The following is an 18,826-nucleotide window of genomic DNA, read 5'->3' as shown; positions in this document are numbered from 1 at the left end:
CCTCTGGCCTTTCAAGGCAAGGCAGCGTGGACACTTCGCCACAGGTGTAGGGAATTCCCGACAGAAGAGACAGGATCAAATGTAGTCTCTTGTAAGACTCTGCCTATAGCCAGCATGACAGGGAAGAATTCTCGATTTGCCAATGGCCGGATCGCCTGCCTGGGCGACCCGGCCGCCGCGCATTTTACGCGCGCGCAGGCACCGGCAAAGGCGAAGCCAGCAGGCGTTTGTCCAGCAGACCCAGGCCTTCCTGGAAGAGCTGATTACTACGCTCGGTATCACCCAGCTGAGCCAGCAGGCGGGCGAGCTCGGCACAGGCCTCGGGGTTACGCTGAACCCGCAGGCTGCTTTCCAGATAGTCCCGCGCCTTGCCCCACAGGCTGCTTTGCAAACACAACCGCCCCAACGTCAGCAGCAAGCTTGGGTCACCAGGATGGTCCTTCAACCAACCCTCGGCCGTTTGCAGTTGCCGCGCTGGGTCGCTGCCACGCAGCAAGCCATACAGTCGCGCCAGATGGCTGTCATATTTACGCTTGAGCGCCCCGCGCAGAACTTCCTCTGCCTCGACCTCAGCGCCCAGTTGCCGCAATTGTTCGGCATAGGCAAGCACCAGCTGCGGTTCCTGGCGCTGAGCGGACGTCAGCTGTTGCCAGGCGCGATTGAGCGCCTGCAAACCCACGGCGCCGTCTTCCTCCCGGCGAGCGGCCAAGGTGAGGTTTTCACCCCATGCCCGACGCTCCAGCTCCGCCAGCTCGCTGGCCGGCAAAACCTTGTCCTTGCGCAATTCCGGTAACAGACGGATGACCGCCGACCAGTCGCCGCGCTGCTGCAGCAAACGTTGCAACTGACGCAAGACCTGAACGCTGTGAGGATGACGCTCGTGCATGGCCTGCAGTGTTGTCAGCGCACCTTCGGTATCGCCACGGTCGGTCTGCAACTGCGCGTGACTCAAGGCAATCGCCAACTCGGCCTGAGGCTGACGCTCCAGCGCACGCTCCAGCAAGCTGTCACTTTCGTCATAGTGACCCTGCTCGTTCGCCGCTCGCGCGGCCCCCAGGTAATAGAGCAGCGGCTGGCGTTCGGCTTCAGCGGCGCGATACAAATGACGCTGGGCGCTGGCCCACCGACCTTCAGCGAGGTCCAACTGACCGTGCTCGATCGCCACTTGTACACGACGACTGCGGTTGCGGTTCGACCAGGGGTTGACCACACCACTGGAGGTGGTCACCAACTCGATCAGCATCTTGATGCCCCATAGCACCAGCCAGATCACCGCCACCAGCAGCAGGGTCGCCCACAGGCTCGACTCATAGCGAAAGGTCCTGTAAGCGATCAGCACATAACCAGAGTGCTGAGCAATCGCCAACCCCAGGGCCCCGGCGGCAGCGATGACCAAAAACACAATCACATAAAGTCGCTTCATGGGCTGGTCCCCGGCGTGGCGCTCGCAGCAGGCTTGGCGACGGCTTTCACCGAGTCCTCTGCACTGACATTACGGCGCTCCAGGTATACCTGCACCGTGCTCAGGGTGGTCGTCAGGTCAGGCGTGATGACCGTTACCGGTTGTTTGCTCAATTCGACAACCCGCTCGAGCATCACTTTGCTTTGCGGATTATCCTGATTGAAGCTGCCCTTGAGCACATCCCGCGCCTCAACCAGCGCCTGGGTATACACCGGCGCCTGGCCGTTGAGCGCAGCCCATTGCGCTTGCTCAAGCGCCAGGCTCAAAGCCAGGCGGACCTGACTCAGGCTTTGCCCGGCGAGCAATGGACGAATGTTTTTATCGGCGTTGAAATCAATCCGGATGTAGCGCGAGATCTGGTCCCACCATTGCGCCCAGCGACTGGCTCCATCGCCATCGGAGGTCAGGCTCGATAGAGAATCGCGCTCATGAAACTCGGGGGCCAGTTCGCTGAGTTCGACCACTTGATCGCGCAGGGCTCCCAGTTGCAGGAACAACCCGGTGCGATCCGGTTGCTCGGTACTGCGCAGTGCCGCAAGACTCTTCGCAATCTGCTCGCGGGCAGCGAAAGATCCCGGATCATTCTGCTCGCGCAGGATTTCATCAGCACCTTGCACCAGCGCCTGAGCGCTGCTGATGTCCTGCAAGGCAGACAGACGCAAACTGGCCAGACGCAGCAAATGCTCGGCCTCGGCCAATCGCCAATCCTTGCGGCTGGCGCCCAGAACCGTTTCCAGACGCTGATTCAAGCGCTGCTGATCGCCCTGCAACTGGGTCACCAGGCGTCTGCGGTCTTCCAGTTCATCGGCGGGAGGTAATTGCTCAAGTCGGGCTGTCAGGCGCTGCTCATTGAGCTTGAGGCTTTGCGCCTGATCATTCAGGGCCTGCAACTGCCCCAGCTGTTGCTGATTGTTGGTTTGCAGGCTGCGCACCTGCCAGATCCCCCAACCGCCAGCGGCAACACCCGCGGCACCCAGCAGCAATGCCAGGATCACCAGCCCGTTGCCACGACGCGGCTCAGGACTCTTCACAGTTTCAACCGACGCATCGAGCGCAGGCTGGACGTCATCTTTAGGCAAGGCTGTTTCGCTCACGTATCCATCCTTTGCATTAGAAAACGGGCCGGGTTTCCCGCAACGCCGTTAGCAAAGCCGTGGCACTGGCGCCACGACAATCCACAACTGTTTGGGCCCCTGCGGCCCGCGCCATCTCGGCCACCCGAGGGCTTGGAACAAACAATGGCAACCGCGCCAACTCAGGCCAGGCACTGCCCGCCAATTGGTACAGGTGCTCAAAACCCTGTCCACTGCTGACCACCAGACCGTTCAGGTGTTCCGATTGAATCCGCTCAGGCAACGCGCCCTCGACATACCGCGGCAAGCCGCGACGGTACAACTCCAGATAATCGACACTAGCACCTTGCTCGCGTAAACGCTCTGCGAGCAGTTCACGCCCACCCTCGCCGCGCATGATCAACACACGGGCGTCGGGCCGGGCGATAGCCTCGCGCAACAACGGAAGCTCAAGCAAGGATTCGCTGTCATCGCCATCCACCGGGAAGCTGACGTCCAACCCGTGATCCAGGAGGACCTGCGCGGTCGCCGCACCCACGCTGAACCACTTCAAGCGCGGTGATTGCGGCCAGTACCGGTCGACCAGATCCACACCGATTCGGGCGGCCGGCTTGCTGACCACGATCACTGCGCAATAGCGATCCATACCCTGAATCACTTCGCGCATTGTCTCAGAGACAGGAATCGGCTCTATTTCCAAAAGCGGCAAACTGCTGCTGAAAATCCCCTCTTCGGCCAGAACACGGGTCAGCGCCGCCGAATCATCCGCGGGACGCGTCAACAGCAGGCGCCAACCCGTCACTCGTGACCCGCCTCGCCATAGACCGCCTTCAGAATGTCGTTGGCGCCCTGGCCAAGAAGGTCTTCGGCAACTTGCACACCCAGAGCTTCGGCATCACTGCGTGGCGCACGAGCCTCGGCAGTCAGCAGCAGGCCACCCTTCGGATCACCCACCAGACCACGCAGCCAGATCTGCTCGCCTTCGAGCACCGCATAGCAGGCGATCGGTACCTGACAGCCGCCGTTCAAGTGCTTGTTCAGCGCACGTTCGGCAGTGACGCGGGTGGCGGTGTCCTGGTGATGCAGAGGGGCAAGCAGTGTGTGAATTTCAGTGTCAGCGCTGCGGCACTCGATACCGACCGCGCCCTGACCACCGGCTGGAAGACTGTCATCGACGCTGATCGAAGAGGCGATGCGATCTTCGAAGCCCAGGCGAATCAAACCGGCTGCCGCGAGGATGATCGCGTCGTACTCTCCGGCATCGAGCTTGGCCAGGCGGGTGTTGACGTTGCCGCGCAGGAAGCGGATTTGCAGGTCCGGTCGACGGGTCAGCAACTGCGCCTGGCGACGCAGGCTCGAGGTGCCGACCACGCTGCCCTGAGGCAGTTCGTCGAGGCTGGCATAGGTGTTGGAAACAAAGGCATCACGCGGATCTTCGCGCTCGCAGATGCAAAACAGACCCAGACCTTCAGGGAAGTCCATCGGCACGTCTTTCATCGAGTGCACGGCAATGTCGGCTTCATTGTCGAGCAACGCGGTTTCCAGTTCTTTGACGAACAGGCCCTTGCCGCCGATTTTCGACAATGGCGAGTCGAGCAACTTGTCACCGCGACTGACCATAGGCACCAGCGTCACGAGCAGGCCAGGGTGAGCCTGCTCCAGACGGGCTTTGACGTATTCGGCCTGCCACAAGGCCAAGGCACTTTTGCGGGTAGCGATGCGGATTTCGCGAGGGGACATGGATCAATCCGTACTGAATAGATACGGCGGATAATAACAGCTCAGCCAAATCCGCTTTGACTTGTATCAGAAACAGCGCAGCCTCCCTGGCCTCACCTGCCCGGCAAAGGGGAGTGAAATCCGTGCGCAAACAGCAGGCTAAAGCTGTTGCATCATTTTGCGCACACCCGCGACATGACGTCGACTGACAATCAGCGCGTCACCGTTAAGCCCCTTGAGAAACAGCTGGAAGTGCCCAAGCGGCGTGCGTTGTAACCGCTCGATACGCTCGCGTGCCACCAGCGCATTGCGGTGAATACGCACAAAGCGGTCGCCAAATTCATCTTCGAGGGCTTTCAACGGCTCGTCCAGCAACACCTCGCCCGCTTCGTGGCGCAAGGTCACGTATTTGTGGTCGGCGATAAAATAGACGACTTGAGCCAACGGGATCAGCTCGATGCCTTTGCGGGTTCGCGCACTGATATGGCTGCGTGGGCCACTGCCGCTTTCTGCCGCTGGCCGGGTCAGCGCCGCGAGCTGAACGCGGTTGGGACGCTCGGCTTTTTTCAAGGCATCGAGCAGCAGCTCCGAACGCACCGGTTTGACCAGGTAACCCACCTCGCTGGTTTGCAAGGCGTCTATGGCAAATTCATCCTGGGCCGTACAAAACACCACCGCCGGTGGCGTCTCGCGTTCGCACAACCTTGCAGCGACTTGCAAACCGTCGAGGCCAGACATGCGGATGTCGAGCAGCACGATATCGGGCTTCAGGCTGTCGATCAGGGTCAACGCCTCATCGCCATTGGTGGCGCTGGGCTCCAGGACACTGTATCCCTCGAGCTCGCCGACCATACGGCTCAGGCGCTCGCGGGCTTGGGGTTCGTCATCAACGATCAGGACATTCATATTGCGCTGGATTCCTGCGTGAGTCTCGCACAAGGATAGCGTAGACAGGTGAAGTGACGTCCGTCACCGCGATCCACGCTAAGACTAGCGCGAGCGCCAAAAAGTGCCGCACGTCGGGTTGCAATATTTACCGGTGCCTGCGCAGTTCCGTTCGAAGCCTGCCGCGGCGTGGCGTCACCATAGGGTTTGCTGATACACAATATGAACACCCCTTCTTTTATAGTCGGCTTCGACGCTGGCCGTAGCGCGCTTTGCAGCAATGCGGATGAGGCCCACCAGACGATCGGCAATTGCGCTGACCCTCAAGTCCAACTGTAGACGTTTGCCACGACGAAAGTGCTCATTTGACAAATATCGTTGCGTAATCGCAGAGGCGGCCCTTTGAGTATGGCCGGTCAAATAAGAAAAAAACGTATCGACCAGTGTCACCGACAGGATTGGCAACCCTGTTATTATCCGCGGCAGGTTTTACGCCATTTTCCTTCAGCCGATCACGAGCGAATTCATGAGCACTGACAAGACCAATCAGTCCTGGGGCGGCCGCTTCAGTGAGCCCGTCGACGCCTTCGTCGCCCGCTTCACCGCCTCCGTCACTTTCGACCAGCGCCTCTATCGTCACGACATCATGGGCTCCGTCGCCCACGCCACCATGCTGGCCAAGGTCGGCGTGCTGACCGATGCCGAGCGCGACAGCATCATCGACGGCCTGAAGACCATCCAGAGCGAAATCGAGGCCGGCACCTTCGACTGGCGCATCGATCTCGAAGACGTGCACATGAACATCGAAGCGCGTCTGACCGACCGCATCGGCGTCACCGGCAAGAAACTGCACACCGGCCGCAGCCGCAACGACCAGGTGGCGACCGATATCCGCCTGTGGCTGCGTGACGAGATCGACCTGATCCTGAGCGAAATCACCCGCTTGCAAAAAGGTCTGCTGGAACAGGCAGAGCGCGAATCCGGCACCATCATGCCCGGCTTCACCCACCTGCAAACCGCACAGCCGGTGACTTTCGGTCACCACATGCTGGCCTGGTTCGAAATGCTCAGCCGCGACTACGAGCGCCTGGTCGATTGCCGCAAGCGCACCAACCGCATGCCGCTCGGCAGCGCCGCACTGGCCGGTACCACGTACCCGATCGACCGCGAACTGACTGCCCAATTGCTGGGCTTCGACGCTGTTGGCGGCAACTCGCTGGACAACGTCTCGGATCGCGACTTCGCCATCGAGTTCTGCTCGGCAGCGAGCATCGCGATGATGCACCTGTCGCGCTTCTCCGAAGAGCTGGTGTTGTGGACCAGCGCGCAGTTCCAGTTCATCGATCTGCCTGACCGCTTCTGCACCGGCAGCTCGATCATGCCGCAAAAGAAAAACCCTGACGTCCCGGAACTGGTGCGCGGCAAAAGCGGCCGGGTGTTCGGTGCGCTGATGGGCCTGCTGACCCTGATGAAAGGCCAGCCACTGGCCTACAACAAGGACAACCAGGAAGACAAAGAGCCGTTGTTCGACGCCGCCGACACCTTGCGCGACTCGCTGCGGGCCTTTGCCGACATGATCCCGGCGATCAAGCCAAAACACGCCATCATGCGTGAAGCGGCGCTACGCGGTTTCTCCACGGCTACCGATCTGGCCGACTACCTGGTGCGCCGCGGCCTGCCGTTCCGTGACTGCCACGAAATCGTCGGTCACGCCGTGAAGTACGGCGTGGAAAGCGGCAAGGATCTGGCAGAGATGAGCCTGGAAGAACTGCGCAAATTCAGCGATCAGATCGAGCAGGACGTGTTTGCCGTTCTGACTCTGGAAGGCTCGGTGAATGCCCGTAACCACATCGGCGGCACCGCGCCGGTGCAGGTGAAGGCAGCTGTGGTTCGCGGCCAGGCGTTGCTGGCCAGCCGCTAAGCTTTCGCGGTCCCAAAAGATCGCAGCCTGCGGCAGCTCCTACGCGAGTCGGTGTAGGAGCTGCCGCAGGCTGCGATCTTTTTTATTTCCTGGAAGCGATCATCGCCAAAAACCCTGGCATCGCCGCTTCCTTGTCCGCCGCAATCCGCTTGGCATGCGGTGTTTGTTCCAGCTGCTCAAGCAATGCCCTGGCCGCCGGCAGCTCGGCCAACAGATCCAGATCGAAGAGCTTTTTGCCGACCGCGCAGGCAATGCTGACGCTGTACAGGAAGTACAGATCCGCCACGCTCAGCGTCTCGCCCGCCACATACGGCGCGAACTTGCCGTGACGTCCCAGCGACGCAACCCCCAGCAGCAGCTCGGCCTTGGCTTTTTCCTTGATCGCTTCCGGCACCGGCATGCCGAAAAAGGCCTCAGCGAAACAGGCGCGAGCCGGCAGCTCGATGTACAGCTCGATTTCCTTGGCCAGCGCCAGAACCTGAGCCCGCTCGAAGGCTGTTTTGGGCAGCAGCGCAGGACCCGATTGCGTGTCTTCGAGGTACTGAAGAATCACGCTGGTCTCGTTGATGAAACCCTGTTCGACACCCAGCACCGGAACCTTGCCGCGCGGGCTGATGGCCAGCGCTTCAGGGCTTTGACCGGCGTAAAACGCTACTTCCTCAAAGGGCAGGCCCTTCTCCAGCAACGCGTGTTTGACCATGTTGTAGTAGTTGCTGACGGAAAATCCATAAAGTTTGAGCATCACATGGCCTCCAGGCCGTGCAGGGGGTTGGCAGCGACTGTTATAGAACGTCGGGAGCACTCTCGCCAGCAGCATCACACGGCTGAATGCAGGTAAACTGGCGACCTATTCTTGAGGAGCCTGCCATGAGCGAGCCAGCCGATATCGATAACGACGAAGAAGAGTTCGCCGAAACCACCCTGATCGAAGCGATCGAAAACCAGATCGAAAGCGACAACCCGCCAGCAGCCAAGGCGACGTTCAACAAACTGACCCTGGTCGGTTACGAGCGTGAAGAAATCCTGCAATTGATGGCCCACGTTTTGGCCGTTGAAATCGACGCAATCCTCGAAGAAGACCGCGCATTCAATACCGAATGGTATGAAACTGCGCTGCGCGCACTGCCAGAGCTGCCGCCAGAAAAGAAATAAAATCAAAAGATCGCAGCCTTCGGCAGCTCCTACGACGAGCGGTGTACTCCGTAGGAGCTGCCGAAGGCTGCGATCTTTTCGCCCCCCAACAACACCCCACGACTATCGCGGCACTCCGCCAGCGGCGAAAAGCCCTCAGCCGACACTGGACAGCTCGCCCGAGTGCGTTCACCTTAGGGACGCTATCGTCTAATTCCTAGAAAGTCTGGAGTCCTTATGTCGCTTACCCCTGAGCTGGTTGCCGAACTGGAAATCCTTGCACTCTTCAACCTGGACAGTTCCCAGGAAGGTTTGAAAATCCATCAGACCGCTGCCCCGAAAGCCATTGCCGCCGCACAACGTCTGTTCGACAAAGAGCTGATCACCCAGCCCGATGGCGGTTATCTGACCAGCCTGGGCCGTGACGCTGCACAGAATGTTCAGACAGTTCTGACCATTCTGTCTGTCCAAGAAACCGCCTGACCGTTGCCGCCCTATCGCCCACGGAAACCCCTGCTACGGGATTTCCGCGGGCAGACTGTCGCCCATCGAAAGAAATTTGACGCCAGAAACCAAAAATCAGCTTAAAAGTCCTGAGCGTCAGGCTGTAAACTGCCCACCGCCCTGAGACTTTCCCTCGTTCGAGCACTGCGAGCCGGTTTGAGCTGACATGACCCGCACCCATGAAATTCGCCCCGATCTGGACGAAGGAATCGATCGCAAGGTTCTCAGCCAGTTGCGCGCGCGCTTTCTGAAGCTCAATGACGGCCGGTTGGCCCGCGCCATGGAAGGGTTGTCGCCCCGCCAGCAAGGGGTTTTGACCTTGTTGCCGCTGTTCTTCCACGTCAATCACCCGCTATTGCCGGGTTACGTCTCGGGCAGCACGCCGGCCGGGCTGTCAAATTTCGAGCCTGACGCCACGGCGCTTGCCGAAGCGCAACGCCTGACCCGCTCATTCTCCTACAAGCCCCGCCACGGCAATCCGCCGCGACCGATTCATGGTTTGTTCCTGATGGGCAGCCTCGGCACCCTCGCTCAGGCCGATCAGAGCGACATGGACGTGTGGGTCTGTCATGCCTCGGACTTGAGCGAAAACGAACTCACTGAGCTGCGTAAAAAGTGCCAGTTGCTGGAAGTCTGGGCCGCCAGTCAGGGCGCCGAGGCGCATTTCTTTCTGATCGACCCGCAACGTTTCGTCCGCGGCGAACGCGACAGCCAATTGAGCTCCGACAACTGCGGCACTACCCAGCATTACTTGCTGCTCGATGAGTTCTATCGCACCGCCATCTGGCTCGCCGGGCGCACGCCGATCTGGTGGCTGGTGCCGGTATACGAAGAGGCCGGTTACGATCAGTACACCCATACGCTGCTATCCAAGCGCTTTATCCGCGCCGACGAAACCCTCGATCTCGGCCACCTGGCACACATTCCGCCCGGCGAATTCATCGGGGCCGGGCTCTGGCAGTTGTTCAAAGGCATCGAATCACCCTACAAATCGGTGCTCAAACTGCTGCTGACCGAGGTCTACGCCAGCGAACACCCGAAGGTCGAATGCCTGAGCCTGCGCTTCAAGCACGCAGTGTTCGCCAACCGCCTCGATCTGGATGAGCTCGACCCGTACATCGTGGTCTATCGGCGCATCGAGGAGTACCTCACGACCCGAGGCGAGCCAGAACGGCTGGAGCTGGTTCGGCGCGCCTTGTACCTCAAGGTCAATCGCAAGCTGACCGGCAACAGCGGCCAGCGCAGCAAAAGCTGGCAGCGGTTGCTGCTGGAGCGGCTGGCTCAAGAATGGGGCTGGGATCATCGGCAATTGGCGATGCTCGACAGCCGTAGTCAATGGAAGGTCCGTCAGGTCAGTTCCGAGCGCCGCGCACTGGTCAACGAGCTGAACTACAGCTACCGCTTCCTGACCCAATTCGCCCGTACCGAGCAGAGCGTCAGCCTGATCAACAAGCGCGACCTCAATGTGCTGGGTCGCAGGCTGTATGCCGCTTTCGAACGCAAGGCCGACAAGATCGAGTTCATCAACCCGGGCATTGCGCCAGACCTGGCTGAAGACACACTGACACTCGTCCAGTCAGCGAACAAGAAAGAATCCGGGCAGACCCATTGGGGTTTGTACAATGGCAACCTGTCCGCGCAGGAATGGGAGCATTTCGCGCCGATCAAGCGCAGCCGCGAACTGCTGGAACTCCTGACCTGGTGCCACCGCAACGGCGTTATCGACAGCAGCACGCGCCTGGCCTTACACCCCGGCAGCAGCGACCTGAGTGAGTTCGAGCTGTTCAACCTGCTGGGCAGCCTGCAACAGACCATCGCCCTGCCCCTGACCAGCGTCAGCGAAGAACAGCTGCTGCGCGCCAGCGTGCCGAGCGAGGTGCTGATTCTGGTGAACGTTGGCGTCGACCCGCTCAAGCATCACCGCGACCTGAACATTCTGATGACCACCGAGCGCACAGACTCGCTGAGCTACGCCGGGGTCCGCGAAAATCTGGTGCTGACCCTCGACCAGGTCACGCTCAACAGCTGGAACGAAGTGCTGGTCAGCCGCTATGACGGCGCCCACGCCCTGCTCGATTGCCTGCGCGATTACCTCAACAACCTGCCGGGCGGCCCGCAGCAACCTCGACTGCGAGTGCGCTGTTTCTGCCATAACCGTGCGCAATTCATCGCCCAACGTGTCGAAGAAGTCCTCGATACCGCGCAGAACCTGCTGCTCAGCCAGCTCAATCATCGCTACCTGATTCAGGTCCAGCAGCATTACCACGTGCTGGAACTGGTGCCCGGCCAGGTCAAGCATGTCGCGCTGGCCAGCCTGCCGGCGCTGCTCGATTACCTGAGTGAAGACCTGACACGCTATAGCCCGCTGCAACTGGACCCGATGGCGCTGGCGGATCACGACCTGGCGCTGATCCTGCCGATGGGCCAGCCCGACTGCATTCAGGTGTTTTACCGCATCAACGATGCCCACGCCGAGTTGTACGTGCTGGATGAATTCAATGCCCTGTGGCAACAGCGCCAGCCGTATCACGACGAACAAAGCCTGCTGGTGCCACTGCAACGTTTCCTGCAATCGATCCTGTATCGCCGTGACGCGCTGCTGCCGATGGATGCCGCTCAACCGATGACGGTGCTGGAAACCCTGTACTACCAACTGCTGCCGTCGGGCACCAACCGTGCACGCCGGGTCGAACCACGGCCGGCGCCGCAGACTCCGGTGAACAAGCCGTTCTACGACGTCCAGGCGATTATCGGCAAAGCCGTACCGGGCCAAGGACAGGTCACCTTGTATTGCAATCAGCGAGAGTTTTCCGAGCTGGAGCATGGCGACCAGCTATTTGCCGTGGTTGCGCAGGAGATCGTCGGGCAGCGTCGAGAGGCGCAACAGTATCGCTGCTACATCACCGACCTGGACCTGTCCGGCCTGCTCGGTGATGGTCAGAGCTCAAGCAATCTTTACCTGCGCTACAAGGCAGACCTGGAGCGCGCATTGAACAAGGCGCTCGAACAGGTCTGAGGTATTGTCAGAATGAGCAGTCACCGCCATTCTTTGGCTGCGACTCAACCTCAAGCAGTGTGAGCTTCAGGGTCTTGCCGCCGGGTGCCGGCCAATCGATGTGCTGGCCAACCTTCAAACCGAGCAAGGCGCTGCCTACCGGCGCAAGAATGGAAATCCTGCCTTCGTCGGCATTGGCGTCCTGTGGATAAACCAGGGTCAGGTGATAGTCCTTGCCGCTGCTTTCCTCACGGCAATGCACACGCGAGTTCATGGTCACGACATCGGCTGGCACTTCATCGTGACCGACCAGCGTGTCGGCGCGATCCAGTTCGGTTTGCAGCGCGATAACACCTGGCAGCGAGTCATCCAGGCTGTCGATCAAACGCTCCAGACGTTGCACGTCCAGGCGGGTAAGGATGATGGAAGGTGCGGTCATGATTGAGGCAGACTCCTTTTTTCTGCACGACAAAAGCAAAACCCCGCCAGAAATAGGCGGGGTTTTCACGAGCCTCGATGAGTTGAGGCGTATCCGGACACTATCACAGCTCAAAAAATATACAAGCCAGCACCGGACAGCCCGCACGATCCCTGTAGGAGCTGCCGAAGGCTGCGATCTTTCCGGCGCGTCGCGATTGGTGCAGACGTCTGTAAAGGGCAAGATCAAAAGATCGCAGCCTGCGGCAGCTCCTACGGGTGGCTTGAGTTCTTGCGCTGTTGAGCCTGGGCGCAAATCACCCGGCGTCGATCATCGTCGGCCGAGCGCCATTCGCGGATATCTTCGACATGGCGAAAACAACCCAGGCAGACTTTCTGCTCGTCCAGCCGACAGACACTGGTGCACGGCGACGGCACCGCCGTGCTGACGTTGCTGTACAGCGGCTTCGGCGGACGGGCGGGCGCTGCCTCGGTCACAAGATCACAGCCCTTCGAAATCAAGCTTGGCGCCGGCCTGCTCGCCGACAATGCGCTCAAGCATCTCGCCGAGCTGCTCTTCGCTCTTGTCACACATCCAGCGTTCGCTTTCTTCGTCATAGTCGAAGTGGAAGCCGCCAGACACGGCCGCCAGCCACAGCTGACGCAGCGGCTCCTGGCGACTGAAGATCAACTGGCTGCCGCTTTCGAACTTGACGGTGAGCACACCGGCCGAGCTTTCCAGATCAACATCCAGGCCACTCTCATCGAAAATATCCTCCAGCGTTTGCTGGGTGGCATCGACCAGGTCGTGGAAACGGGCTTCAGTCAAACTCATTGCAGGAACCTCAAAAAGTGTCTACTCACGCTCAAGCGCCGCAAGATACGGCCGAGCCCCAGCGATTGCAAAGGATACCGACCAGGCATCGGACAAGAGTAGAAAATATCGGCACGCCTTGCGCCGCTTGATCGCTTGCCCGGGCAAAGGCCCGCCAGACGGGTGGTCCGTCGCATAGGCAAGCTGCCGGGTGGCCGGTATACTCCGGCGCAATTAACGCATTTTCAAGGATTTCGCCATGAAGCGCCTGATCTCTTCCCTTGCTGCGCTCGTCGCGGTTGCCTGCCTTGTCACTGCCTGTGGTCAAAAAGGTCCGCTGTATCTGCCCGATGACAGCAAATCCCCTGAAGAACAGGCGAAGTCGTCGCAGTCCAAAGCGCACCAGCACAGCACCGGTACCAGCACTTACTAAGGGAACATCATGGACGCTTTTAACTACCGTGACGGGGAGCTGTTCGCGGAAGGTGTTGCCCTGTCCGCCATCGCCGAGCGCTTTGGCACACCCACCTACGTCTACTCCCGTGCACACATCGAAGCCCAGTACCTGGCGTTCGCCGACGCCCTGGCCGGCACGCCGCACCTGGTCTGCTTTGCGGTCAAGGCCAACTCCAACCTGGGCGTACTGAATGTCCTGGCGCGTTTGGGCGCTGGTTTCGACATCGTCTCCCGTGGTGAGCTGGAACGTGTTCTGGCCGCCGGTGGCCAGCCTGACAAGATCGTTTTCTCCGGCGTCGGCAAGACCCGTGACGACATGCGTCGCGCCCTGGAAGTCGGCGTGCACTGCTTCAACGTCGAGTCCACCGACGAACTCGAACGCCTGCAAGTCGTCGCTGCCGAACTTGGCGTTCGCGCGCCGATCTCGCTGCGGGTCAACCCGGACGTCGATGCCGGTACGCACCCGTACATTTCTACCGGTCTCAAGGAAAACAAGTTCGGCATCGCCATTGCCGACGCCGAAGACGTGTACGTCCGCGCCGCACAACTGCCGAACCTGGAAGTGGTCGGTGTCGATTGCCACATCGGTTCGCAACTGACGACGCTGCCGCCCTTCATCGATGCCCTCGACCGCCTGCTGGCGCTGATCGACCGTCTGAGCGATTGCGGGATCTACCTGCGCCACATCGACCTCGGTGGTGGTTTGGGCGTGCGTTATCGCGATGAAGAGCCGCCATTGGCTGCCGATTACATCAAAGCCGTTCGCGAACGCATCGACGGCCGCGACCTGACGCTGGTGTTCGAACCGGGCCGCTTCATCGTCGCCAACGCTGGCGTGTTGCTGACCCAGGTCGAGTACCTCAAGCACACCGAACACAAAGACTTCGCCATCGTCGACGCGGCCATGAACGACCTGATCCGCCCAGCGCTGTATCAGGCCTGGATGGACGTCACGGCCGTGCGCCCGCGTGCAACCCCGGCGCGCGCCTACGACATCGTCGGACCGATCTGCGAAACCGGCGACTTCCTCGCCAAGGATCGTCAGCTGGCGCTGGAAGAAGGCGATTTGCTCGCCGTGCATTCGGCCGGCGCCTACGGGTTTGTCATGAGCTCCAACTACAACACTCGCGGCCGCGCCGCCGAAGTGCTGGTGGACGGTGATCAGGCCGTTGAAGTGCGTCGCCGCGAGACGGTAGCCGAGTTGTTTGCTGGCGAAAGCCTGCTGCCGGAGTAAACCCATGCTGCTGCGTTTTACCAAGATGCATGGCCTGGGCAACGACTTCATGGTCCTCGACCTGGTCAGCCAGCACGCGCATATTCTGCCCAAGCACGCCAAACAATGGGGCGACCGGCATACCGGTGTCGGTTTCGACCAGTTGCTGATCGTCGAAGCGCCGAGCAACCCGGACGTGGATTTCCGTTACCGGATTTTCAACGCCGATGGTTCCGAAGTGGAGCAATGCGGCAACGGTGCGCGCTGCTTCGCGCGCTTCGTTCTGGACAAGCGCCTGACCGCCAAGCGGCAGATTCGCGTCGAGACCAAAAGCGGCATTATTGAACTGGATATCCGCAGCGACGGCCAGATCGGCGTCAACATGGGCGCACCGCGCCTGGTGCCGGCTGACATTCCGTTCCAGGCGCCGGCTCAGGCCTTGAGTTATCAGGTCGAAGTCGATGGTCAAACTGTCGAGCTCGCCGCAGTATCCATGGGTAACCCCCACGCCGTAGTGCGGGTCAGTGACATCAACAACGCACCGGTGCATGAGCTGGGACCGAAGATCGAAAACCACCCGCGCTTCCCGGCACGGGTCAATGTCGGTTTTCTCCAGGTCATCGACCGGAGCCGTGCGCAGTTGCGCGTCTGGGAACGCGGCGCCGGGGAAACCCAGGCCTGCGGGACCGGTGCCTGCGCTGCCGCAGTGGCCGCGATCAGCCAGGGGTGGATGGATTCGCCGCTATTGATCGACCTGCCCGGCGGGCGCTTGTCCATTGAGTGGGCAGGCCCTGGCCAACCGGTGATGATGACCGGCCCGGCAGTGCGCGTATACGAAGGACAAGTGCGTCTTTGAGTGAGCGAAATACATGACTGATCAGCCTCAGGTTCCAGCCCCACAGCCCGACGAATCCCCTTCCGAAAGCCTGGAGGCGGCGGCGATTGCCGCGTACCTGGAGGCTCATCCGGATTTCTTCGTCGAGCATGAAGAATTGCTCCCGGCGCTGCGCATTCCGCACCAGCGCGGCGACACCATTTCGCTGGTCGAACGCCAGATGAAAATCCTGCGCGAACGCAACATCGAAATGCGCCATCGCCTCTCGCAACTGATGGATGTCGCCCGCGACAACGATCGGCTGTTCGACAAGACCCGCCGCCTGACACTCGCCTTGATGGACGCCAGCAGCCTGGACGACGTGGTCATCAGCGTCGAAGACAGCCTGCGCCAGGACTTCCAGGTGCCCTTTGTCAGCCTGATCCTGTTCAGCGACGAGCCCTTGCCGGTCGGCCGCTGGGTGACCGGCGCCGAAGCGCAAAAGGCGATTGGTGGCTTGCTGTCGGAAAACAAATGCGTCAGCGGCAGCCTGCGCGAACACGAGCTGGACTTCCTGTTTGGCGAAGAACAGCGCAAGCAGATCGGTTCCACTGCGGTGGTCACCATCAGTCATCAAGGCCTGCATGGCGTCCTGGCGATCGCCAGTCGCGATCCGCAGCACTATAAAAGTTCGGTGGGCACGTTGTTCCTCAGCTACATCGCTGAAGTCATGGGCCGCGTGCTGCCACGGGTCAACACTTCGCTACGCTCGGTACGCTGACCATGGAACGACAACTGGACGCCTACTGCGAGCACCTGCGCAGTGAGCGTCAGGTGTCGCCTCACACGCTTGAAGCCTACCGGCGCGACCTGAACAAGGTCCTGGCGCACTGCAAGAAACAGAACATCGACAGCTGGGCCTCGCTGGACATCCAGCGCCTGCGCAGCCTGATCGCCCGCTTGCACTCGCAAGGGCAATCCTCGCGCAGCCTGGCGCGGCTGCTCTCGGCGGTACGCGGGCTTTATAACTACCTGAACCGCGAAGGCCTCTGCGACCACGATCCGGCCAACGGCCTGGCGCCCCCCAAAGGCGAGCGCCGACTGCCGAAAACCCTCGACACCGACCGTGCGCTGCAACTGCTCGATGGCGCCGTTGAAGACGACTTCATGGCCCGCCGCGACCAGGCGATTCTTGAACTGTTTTACTCGTCCGGCTTGCGTCTGTCGGAGCTGACCGGGCTCAACCTTGAACAGCTGGATCTGGCGGATGGTCTGGTGCAAGTGCTCGGCAAGGGCAGCAAGACCCGAGTGCTGCCGGTCGGCAAGAAGGCCCGCGAAGCCCTGGAATTGTGGCTGCCGCTACGGGCCATGGCGAACCCGGCGGACGATGCGGTATTCGTCAGCCAGAAGGGCCGACGCCTCGGCTCACGGGCCGTTCAGGCACGGGTCAAAGCCGTCGGCGAGCGCGAACTGGGGCAAAACCTGCACCCGCACATGCTGCGACACTCCTTTGCCAGCCACTTGCTGGAGTCCTCGCAAGACCTGCGCGCGGTGCAGGAATTGCTCGGCCACTCGGACATCAAAACCACGCAGATCTATACCCACCTGGACTTCCAGCATTTGGCCACGGTCTACGACAGCGCCCATCCACGGGCCAAACGCATCAAAGGCGATGAGCAATGACAATCCAACTGATCACCTTCGACCTCGACGACACCCTGTGGGACACCGCCCCAGTGATCAACAGCGCTGAAGCGGTGCTGCGCCAGTGGCTGGCCGAGCACACGCCGAACCTCGGTGCCTTGCCGGTAGATCACTTGTGGAGCATTCGTGAGCGGGTATTGAGTCACGAACCAAACCTCAAGCACCGCATCAGCGCCCTGCGTCGCCGGGTGCTGTTCCATGCCCTGGAAGAAGCCGGTTACGCCCATGAGCACGCTATCGAACTGGCGGATCAAGGCTTCGAAGTGTTTTTGCATGCTCGGCATCAGCTGGAAATCTTCCCCGAGGTGCAACCGACCCTGGAGATTCTGGCCAATCATTACGCCTTGGGCGTGGTCACCAACGGCAATGCGGATGTGCGGCGGCTGGGGCTGGCGGATTACTTCAAGTTCATCCTGTGCGCTGAGGATATCGGCATCGCCAAACCCGATGCCCGACTGTTCCACGAAGCCCTGAAACGCGGCGGTGCGACCGCAGAAAGCGCGGTGCATATCGGCGATCATCCGGGCGATGACATTGCCGGCGCTCAGCAGGCAGGGTTGCGGGCGATCTGGTTCAACCCGGCGGGCAAGGTGTGGGAAGCCGACAAGGCGCCAGATGCCGAGATTCGCAGTTTGACCGAGCTGCCAGCGTTGCTGGCGCGGTGGAACACGGCCAAGATTTGAGTGGTGCCTGAAAAGATCGCAGCCTGCGGCAGTTCCTACATTGATCGGCGTAGGAGCTGCCGAAGGCTGCGATCTTTTGATTTTTGTTTCACCCATGAAAAAGCCCGCAGCGACGGCGGGCTTTTTCAGCAAGCACGTAGCAGGCGCTTAGATAGGCCGGCTGCCGTACTTGTTATCAGGCTTCTTTGGCGGATCCGCCACCACGTTGGCCTCGACTTCCTGAACCTTGCCGCCTTTGGCAAGGAACTCTTCCATCGCGCGTGCCAGAGCATCACGCTCTTTGTTCTTGGCTTCGACACTCGGCAGCTCGTCTACCGACACCGCAGCCTTGGCCTTGCCTTTGGCGGTCGGGACCGGCGTGTCATCACCGCCATCGTCGTCAGCAACGTCTTCCGCCGCTGCTTCCAGGCCTTCTTCGGTCTCGTCTTCGTCGCCTACTTCGAGGTCGTCGTTTTCCAGATCATCGTCGCTCATGTTCTACCTCATGACTTGCGAAAAGCAGATTAGTTATAGCCCAGCTTCGTCGTCTGTCGACGACCGCCGGAAAAAAATCAACATCCACTGGTAACCAGCGGTTTATGCCTCTTCACCGTGCACGGTGGCGAGGACTTTGCGAGCACCGCCATGATCGCGGTGTTCGCCCAGATAAACACCTTGCCAGCTACCTAACGCCAATCGGCCCGCCATTATCGGCAAACTCAACTGACAGCCTAGCAAACTGGCCTTGAAGTGCGCCGGGAGGTCGTCCAGGCCTTCGTCGTTATGCTCATAGCCGGCTGTTCCTTGTGGGATCAGCCGATTGAAAAACCGTTCGAAGTCGCGACGTACCGCCGGATCGGCGTTCTCGTTGATGGTCAACGACGCCGAGGTATGCTGCAGCCACAGATGCAACAGACCGACCCGACATGCCTTGATTTCAGGCAGGCCAGCGAGTAACTCGTCCGTTACCAGATGAAAACCCCGGGGCCGTGCCTGCAGGGTTATCAGAGTCTGTTGCCACATACAGTTCTCCGCACGTTCGGGGCGCATTCTAGC

The 18,826-nt window shown here is 60.5% G+C and carries 21 protein-coding genes and 1 pseudogene; 10 read left to right on the top strand and 12 right to left on the bottom strand.

Translation table 11 applies throughout. The features are described 5' to 3' along the window. Positions 1 to 184: 184 nt before the first annotated feature. From BK659_RS17310 to BK659_RS28045, 6 genes and pseudogenes are all read right to left on the bottom strand, one after another. Positions 185 to 1,423, bottom strand: coding sequence for a heme biosynthesis protein HemY (locus tag BK659_RS17310; protein ID WP_123426217.1), 1,239 nt, complete (start codon positions 1,421 to 1,423; stop codon positions 185 to 187). Further along, complete coding sequence (locus tag BK659_RS17305; protein ID WP_123426216.1) at positions 1,420 to 2,556, bottom strand: uroporphyrinogen-III C-methyltransferase; 1,137 nt, start codon at positions 2,554 to 2,556, stop codon at positions 1,420 to 1,422. Before BK659_RS17305 ends, BK659_RS17310 begins: the two co-directional genes overlap by 4 nt. Positions 2,557 to 2,572: 16 nt before the next feature. Next, positions 2,573 to 3,337 (bottom strand): uroporphyrinogen-III synthase, encoded by a 765-nt coding sequence (locus BK659_RS17300; RefSeq protein ID WP_123426215.1) that lies wholly within the window; start codon positions 3,335 to 3,337, stop codon positions 2,573 to 2,575. Beyond that, on the bottom strand, positions 3,334 to 4,275 hold the full coding sequence (gene hemC, locus BK659_RS17295) for a hydroxymethylbilane synthase (protein WP_123426214.1): 942 nt from the start codon (positions 4,273 to 4,275) through the stop codon (positions 3,334 to 3,336). The genes BK659_RS17300 and hemC overlap by 4 nt, the downstream gene beginning before the upstream one ends. A gap of 138 nt (positions 4,276 to 4,413) precedes the next feature. Beyond that, positions 4,414 to 5,160, bottom strand: coding sequence for a LytR/AlgR family response regulator transcription factor (locus tag BK659_RS17290; RefSeq protein WP_123426213.1), 747 nt, complete (start codon positions 5,158 to 5,160; stop codon positions 4,414 to 4,416). Beyond that, positions 5,157 to 5,529 (bottom strand): annotated as a pseudogene (locus tag BK659_RS28045) (sensor histidine kinase); the annotation flags it as partial. The pseudogene BK659_RS28045 and the gene BK659_RS17290, both read right to left, overlap by 4 nt. 136 nt (positions 5,530 to 5,665) lie before the next feature. Between BK659_RS28045 and argH the strand changes: the two are divergent. Next, entirely contained in the window at positions 5,666 to 7,060 is a 1,395-nt protein-coding gene (gene argH, locus BK659_RS17285) for an argininosuccinate lyase (protein WP_123426212.1), read from the top strand. 82 nt (positions 7,061 to 7,142) lie between these two features. Here argH and BK659_RS17280 read toward each other — a convergent pair whose 3' ends face one another. Further along, entirely contained in the window at positions 7,143 to 7,802 is a 660-nt protein-coding gene (locus BK659_RS17280; RefSeq protein WP_123426211.1) for a glutathione S-transferase family protein, read from the bottom strand. 125 nt (positions 7,803 to 7,927) lie between these two features. Here BK659_RS17280 and BK659_RS17275 point away from each other — a divergent pair, with 125 nt between their 5' ends. The 3 genes from BK659_RS17275 to BK659_RS17265 all read left to right on the top strand — a co-directional run bounded on the left by BK659_RS17275 (position 7,928) and on the right by BK659_RS17265 (position 11,711). After that, positions 7,928 to 8,212, top strand: a complete 285-nt coding sequence (locus BK659_RS17275; RefSeq protein ID WP_123426210.1) for a hypothetical protein — start codon at positions 7,928 to 7,930, stop codon at positions 8,210 to 8,212. A gap of 216 nt (positions 8,213 to 8,428) precedes the next feature. Next, on the top strand, positions 8,429 to 8,674 hold the full coding sequence (locus BK659_RS17270; RefSeq protein ID WP_030129110.1) for a TIGR02647 family protein: 246 nt from the start codon (positions 8,429 to 8,431) through the stop codon (positions 8,672 to 8,674). A gap of 187 nt (positions 8,675 to 8,861) precedes the next feature. Further along, positions 8,862 to 11,711 (top strand): class I adenylate cyclase, encoded by a 2,850-nt coding sequence (locus tag BK659_RS17265; protein ID WP_123426209.1) that lies wholly within the window; start codon positions 8,862 to 8,864, stop codon positions 11,709 to 11,711. A gap of 7 nt (positions 11,712 to 11,718) precedes the next feature. Here the strand turns inward: BK659_RS17265 and rnk are convergent, their stop codons facing one another. The 3 genes from rnk to cyaY form a co-directional block, all read right to left on the bottom strand. Beyond that, on the bottom strand, positions 11,719 to 12,129 hold the full coding sequence (gene rnk, locus BK659_RS17260) for a nucleoside diphosphate kinase regulator (protein WP_123426208.1): 411 nt from the start codon (positions 12,127 to 12,129) through the stop codon (positions 11,719 to 11,721). Between the two features lie 251 nt (positions 12,130 to 12,380). After that, positions 12,381 to 12,605 carry a DUF1289 domain-containing protein gene (locus tag BK659_RS17255; RefSeq protein ID WP_123426207.1) on the bottom strand — a complete coding sequence of 75 codons (225 nt, stop codon included), beginning with the start codon at positions 12,603 to 12,605 and terminating at the stop codon, positions 12,381 to 12,383. A 4-nt stretch (positions 12,606 to 12,609) separates the two neighbouring features. Continuing rightward, the gene (gene cyaY, locus BK659_RS17250) at positions 12,610 to 12,942 is read right to left on the bottom strand and encodes an iron donor protein CyaY (RefSeq protein ID WP_019694235.1); all 333 of its coding nucleotides are present in this window, start codon (positions 12,940 to 12,942) and stop codon (positions 12,610 to 12,612) included. 238 nt (positions 12,943 to 13,180) lie between these two features. Here cyaY and lptM point away from each other — a divergent pair, with 238 nt between their 5' ends. Genes lptM through BK659_RS17220 form a run of 6 tightly spaced genes read left to right on the top strand, consistent with a single transcriptional unit; the run spans position 13,181 to position 17,791 of the window. Then, positions 13,181 to 13,354 (top strand): LPS translocon maturation chaperone LptM, encoded by a 174-nt coding sequence (lptM, locus tag BK659_RS17245; protein WP_123426206.1) that lies wholly within the window; start codon positions 13,181 to 13,183, stop codon positions 13,352 to 13,354. Positions 13,355 to 13,363: 9 nt separating this feature from the next. Further along, the gene (gene lysA / locus BK659_RS17240) at positions 13,364 to 14,611 is read left to right on the top strand and encodes a diaminopimelate decarboxylase (RefSeq protein ID WP_123426205.1); all 1,248 of its coding nucleotides are present in this window, start codon (positions 13,364 to 13,366) and stop codon (positions 14,609 to 14,611) included. 4 nt (positions 14,612 to 14,615) lie between these two features. Then, complete coding sequence (gene dapF / locus BK659_RS17235; RefSeq protein WP_071552818.1) at positions 14,616 to 15,446, top strand: diaminopimelate epimerase; 831 nt, start codon at positions 14,616 to 14,618, stop codon at positions 15,444 to 15,446. A 13-nt stretch (positions 15,447 to 15,459) separates the two neighbouring features. Then, positions 15,460 to 16,185 (top strand): DUF484 family protein, encoded by a 726-nt coding sequence (locus BK659_RS17230; RefSeq protein ID WP_123426204.1) that lies wholly within the window; start codon positions 15,460 to 15,462, stop codon positions 16,183 to 16,185. A 2-nt stretch (positions 16,186 to 16,187) separates the two neighbouring features. Then, the gene (gene xerC, locus BK659_RS17225; RefSeq protein WP_123426203.1) at positions 16,188 to 17,087 is read left to right on the top strand and encodes a tyrosine recombinase XerC; all 900 of its coding nucleotides are present in this window, start codon (positions 16,188 to 16,190) and stop codon (positions 17,085 to 17,087) included. Beyond that, positions 17,084 to 17,791 (top strand): HAD family hydrolase, encoded by a 708-nt coding sequence (locus tag BK659_RS17220; RefSeq protein ID WP_123426202.1) that lies wholly within the window; start codon positions 17,084 to 17,086, stop codon positions 17,789 to 17,791. The genes xerC and BK659_RS17220 overlap by 4 nt, the downstream gene beginning before the upstream one ends. A 147-nt stretch (positions 17,792 to 17,938) precedes the next feature. On the opposite strand, the gene sutA is transcribed toward BK659_RS17220, so the two are convergent. Together sutA and BK659_RS17210 are read right to left on the bottom strand one after the other, a co-directional pair. Next, a complete protein-coding gene (gene sutA, locus BK659_RS17215) occupies positions 17,939 to 18,265 on the bottom strand; it encodes a transcriptional regulator SutA (RefSeq protein ID WP_019694242.1) in 327 nt (108 codons plus the stop codon). Positions 18,266 to 18,367: 102 nt separating this feature from the next. Then, entirely contained in the window at positions 18,368 to 18,793 is a 426-nt protein-coding gene (locus BK659_RS17210) for a secondary thiamine-phosphate synthase enzyme YjbQ (RefSeq protein WP_123426201.1), read from the bottom strand. Positions 18,794 to 18,826: the final 33 nt, after the last annotated feature.

Origin of the sequence: Pseudomonas brassicacearum (assembly GCF_003732225.1) — a bacterium.
GTDB classification, from domain to species: domain Bacteria; phylum Pseudomonadota; class Gammaproteobacteria; order Pseudomonadales; family Pseudomonadaceae; genus Aquipseudomonas; species Aquipseudomonas brassicacearum_E.
This window is presented reverse-complemented; position numbering and strand designations above follow the sequence as displayed.

Bases quoted from the DNA above. Each gene is read 5' to 3' on its own strand.
- argH (WP_123426212.1), top strand. From the start codon at position 5,666: ATGAGCACTGACAAGACCAATCAGTCCTGGGGCGGCCGCTTCAGTGAG.
- BK659_RS17210 (WP_123426201.1), bottom strand. From the start codon at position 18,793: ATGTGGCAACAGACTCTGATAACCCTGCAGGCACGGCCCCGGGGTTTT.
- BK659_RS17265 (WP_123426209.1), top strand. From the start codon at position 8,862: ATGACCCGCACCCATGAAATTCGCCCCGATCTGGACGAAGGAATCGAT.
- BK659_RS17310 (WP_123426217.1), bottom strand. From the start codon at position 1,423: ATGAAGCGACTTTATGTGATTGTGTTTTTGGTCATCGCTGCCGCCGGG.
- BK659_RS17275 (WP_123426210.1), top strand. From the start codon at position 7,928: ATGAGCGAGCCAGCCGATATCGATAACGACGAAGAAGAGTTCGCCGAA.
- lptM (WP_123426206.1), top strand. From the start codon at position 13,181: ATGAAGCGCCTGATCTCTTCCCTTGCTGCGCTCGTCGCGGTTGCCTGC.
- BK659_RS17270 (WP_030129110.1), top strand. From the start codon at position 8,429: ATGTCGCTTACCCCTGAGCTGGTTGCCGAACTGGAAATCCTTGCACTC.
- BK659_RS17230 (WP_123426204.1), top strand. From the start codon at position 15,460: ATGACTGATCAGCCTCAGGTTCCAGCCCCACAGCCCGACGAATCCCCT.
- lysA (WP_123426205.1), top strand. From the start codon at position 13,364: ATGGACGCTTTTAACTACCGTGACGGGGAGCTGTTCGCGGAAGGTGTT.
- BK659_RS17220 (WP_123426202.1), top strand. From the start codon at position 17,084: ATGACAATCCAACTGATCACCTTCGACCTCGACGACACCCTGTGGGAC.
- dapF (WP_071552818.1), top strand. From the start codon at position 14,616: ATGCTGCTGCGTTTTACCAAGATGCATGGCCTGGGCAACGACTTCATG.
- BK659_RS17280 (WP_123426211.1), bottom strand. From the start codon at position 7,802: ATGCTCAAACTTTATGGATTTTCCGTCAGCAACTACTACAACATGGTC.
- cyaY (WP_019694235.1), bottom strand. From the start codon at position 12,942: ATGAGTTTGACTGAAGCCCGTTTCCACGACCTGGTCGATGCCACCCAG.
- xerC (WP_123426203.1), top strand. From the start codon at position 16,188: ATGGAACGACAACTGGACGCCTACTGCGAGCACCTGCGCAGTGAGCGT.
- sutA (WP_019694242.1), bottom strand. From the start codon at position 18,265: ATGAGCGACGATGATCTGGAAAACGACGACCTCGAAGTAGGCGACGAA.
- rnk (WP_123426208.1), bottom strand. From the start codon at position 12,129: ATGACCGCACCTTCCATCATCCTTACCCGCCTGGACGTGCAACGTCTG.
- BK659_RS17290 (WP_123426213.1), bottom strand. From the start codon at position 5,160: ATGAATGTCCTGATCGTTGATGACGAACCCCAAGCCCGCGAGCGCCTG.
- hemC (WP_123426214.1), bottom strand. From the start codon at position 4,275: ATGTCCCCTCGCGAAATCCGCATCGCTACCCGCAAAAGTGCCTTGGCC.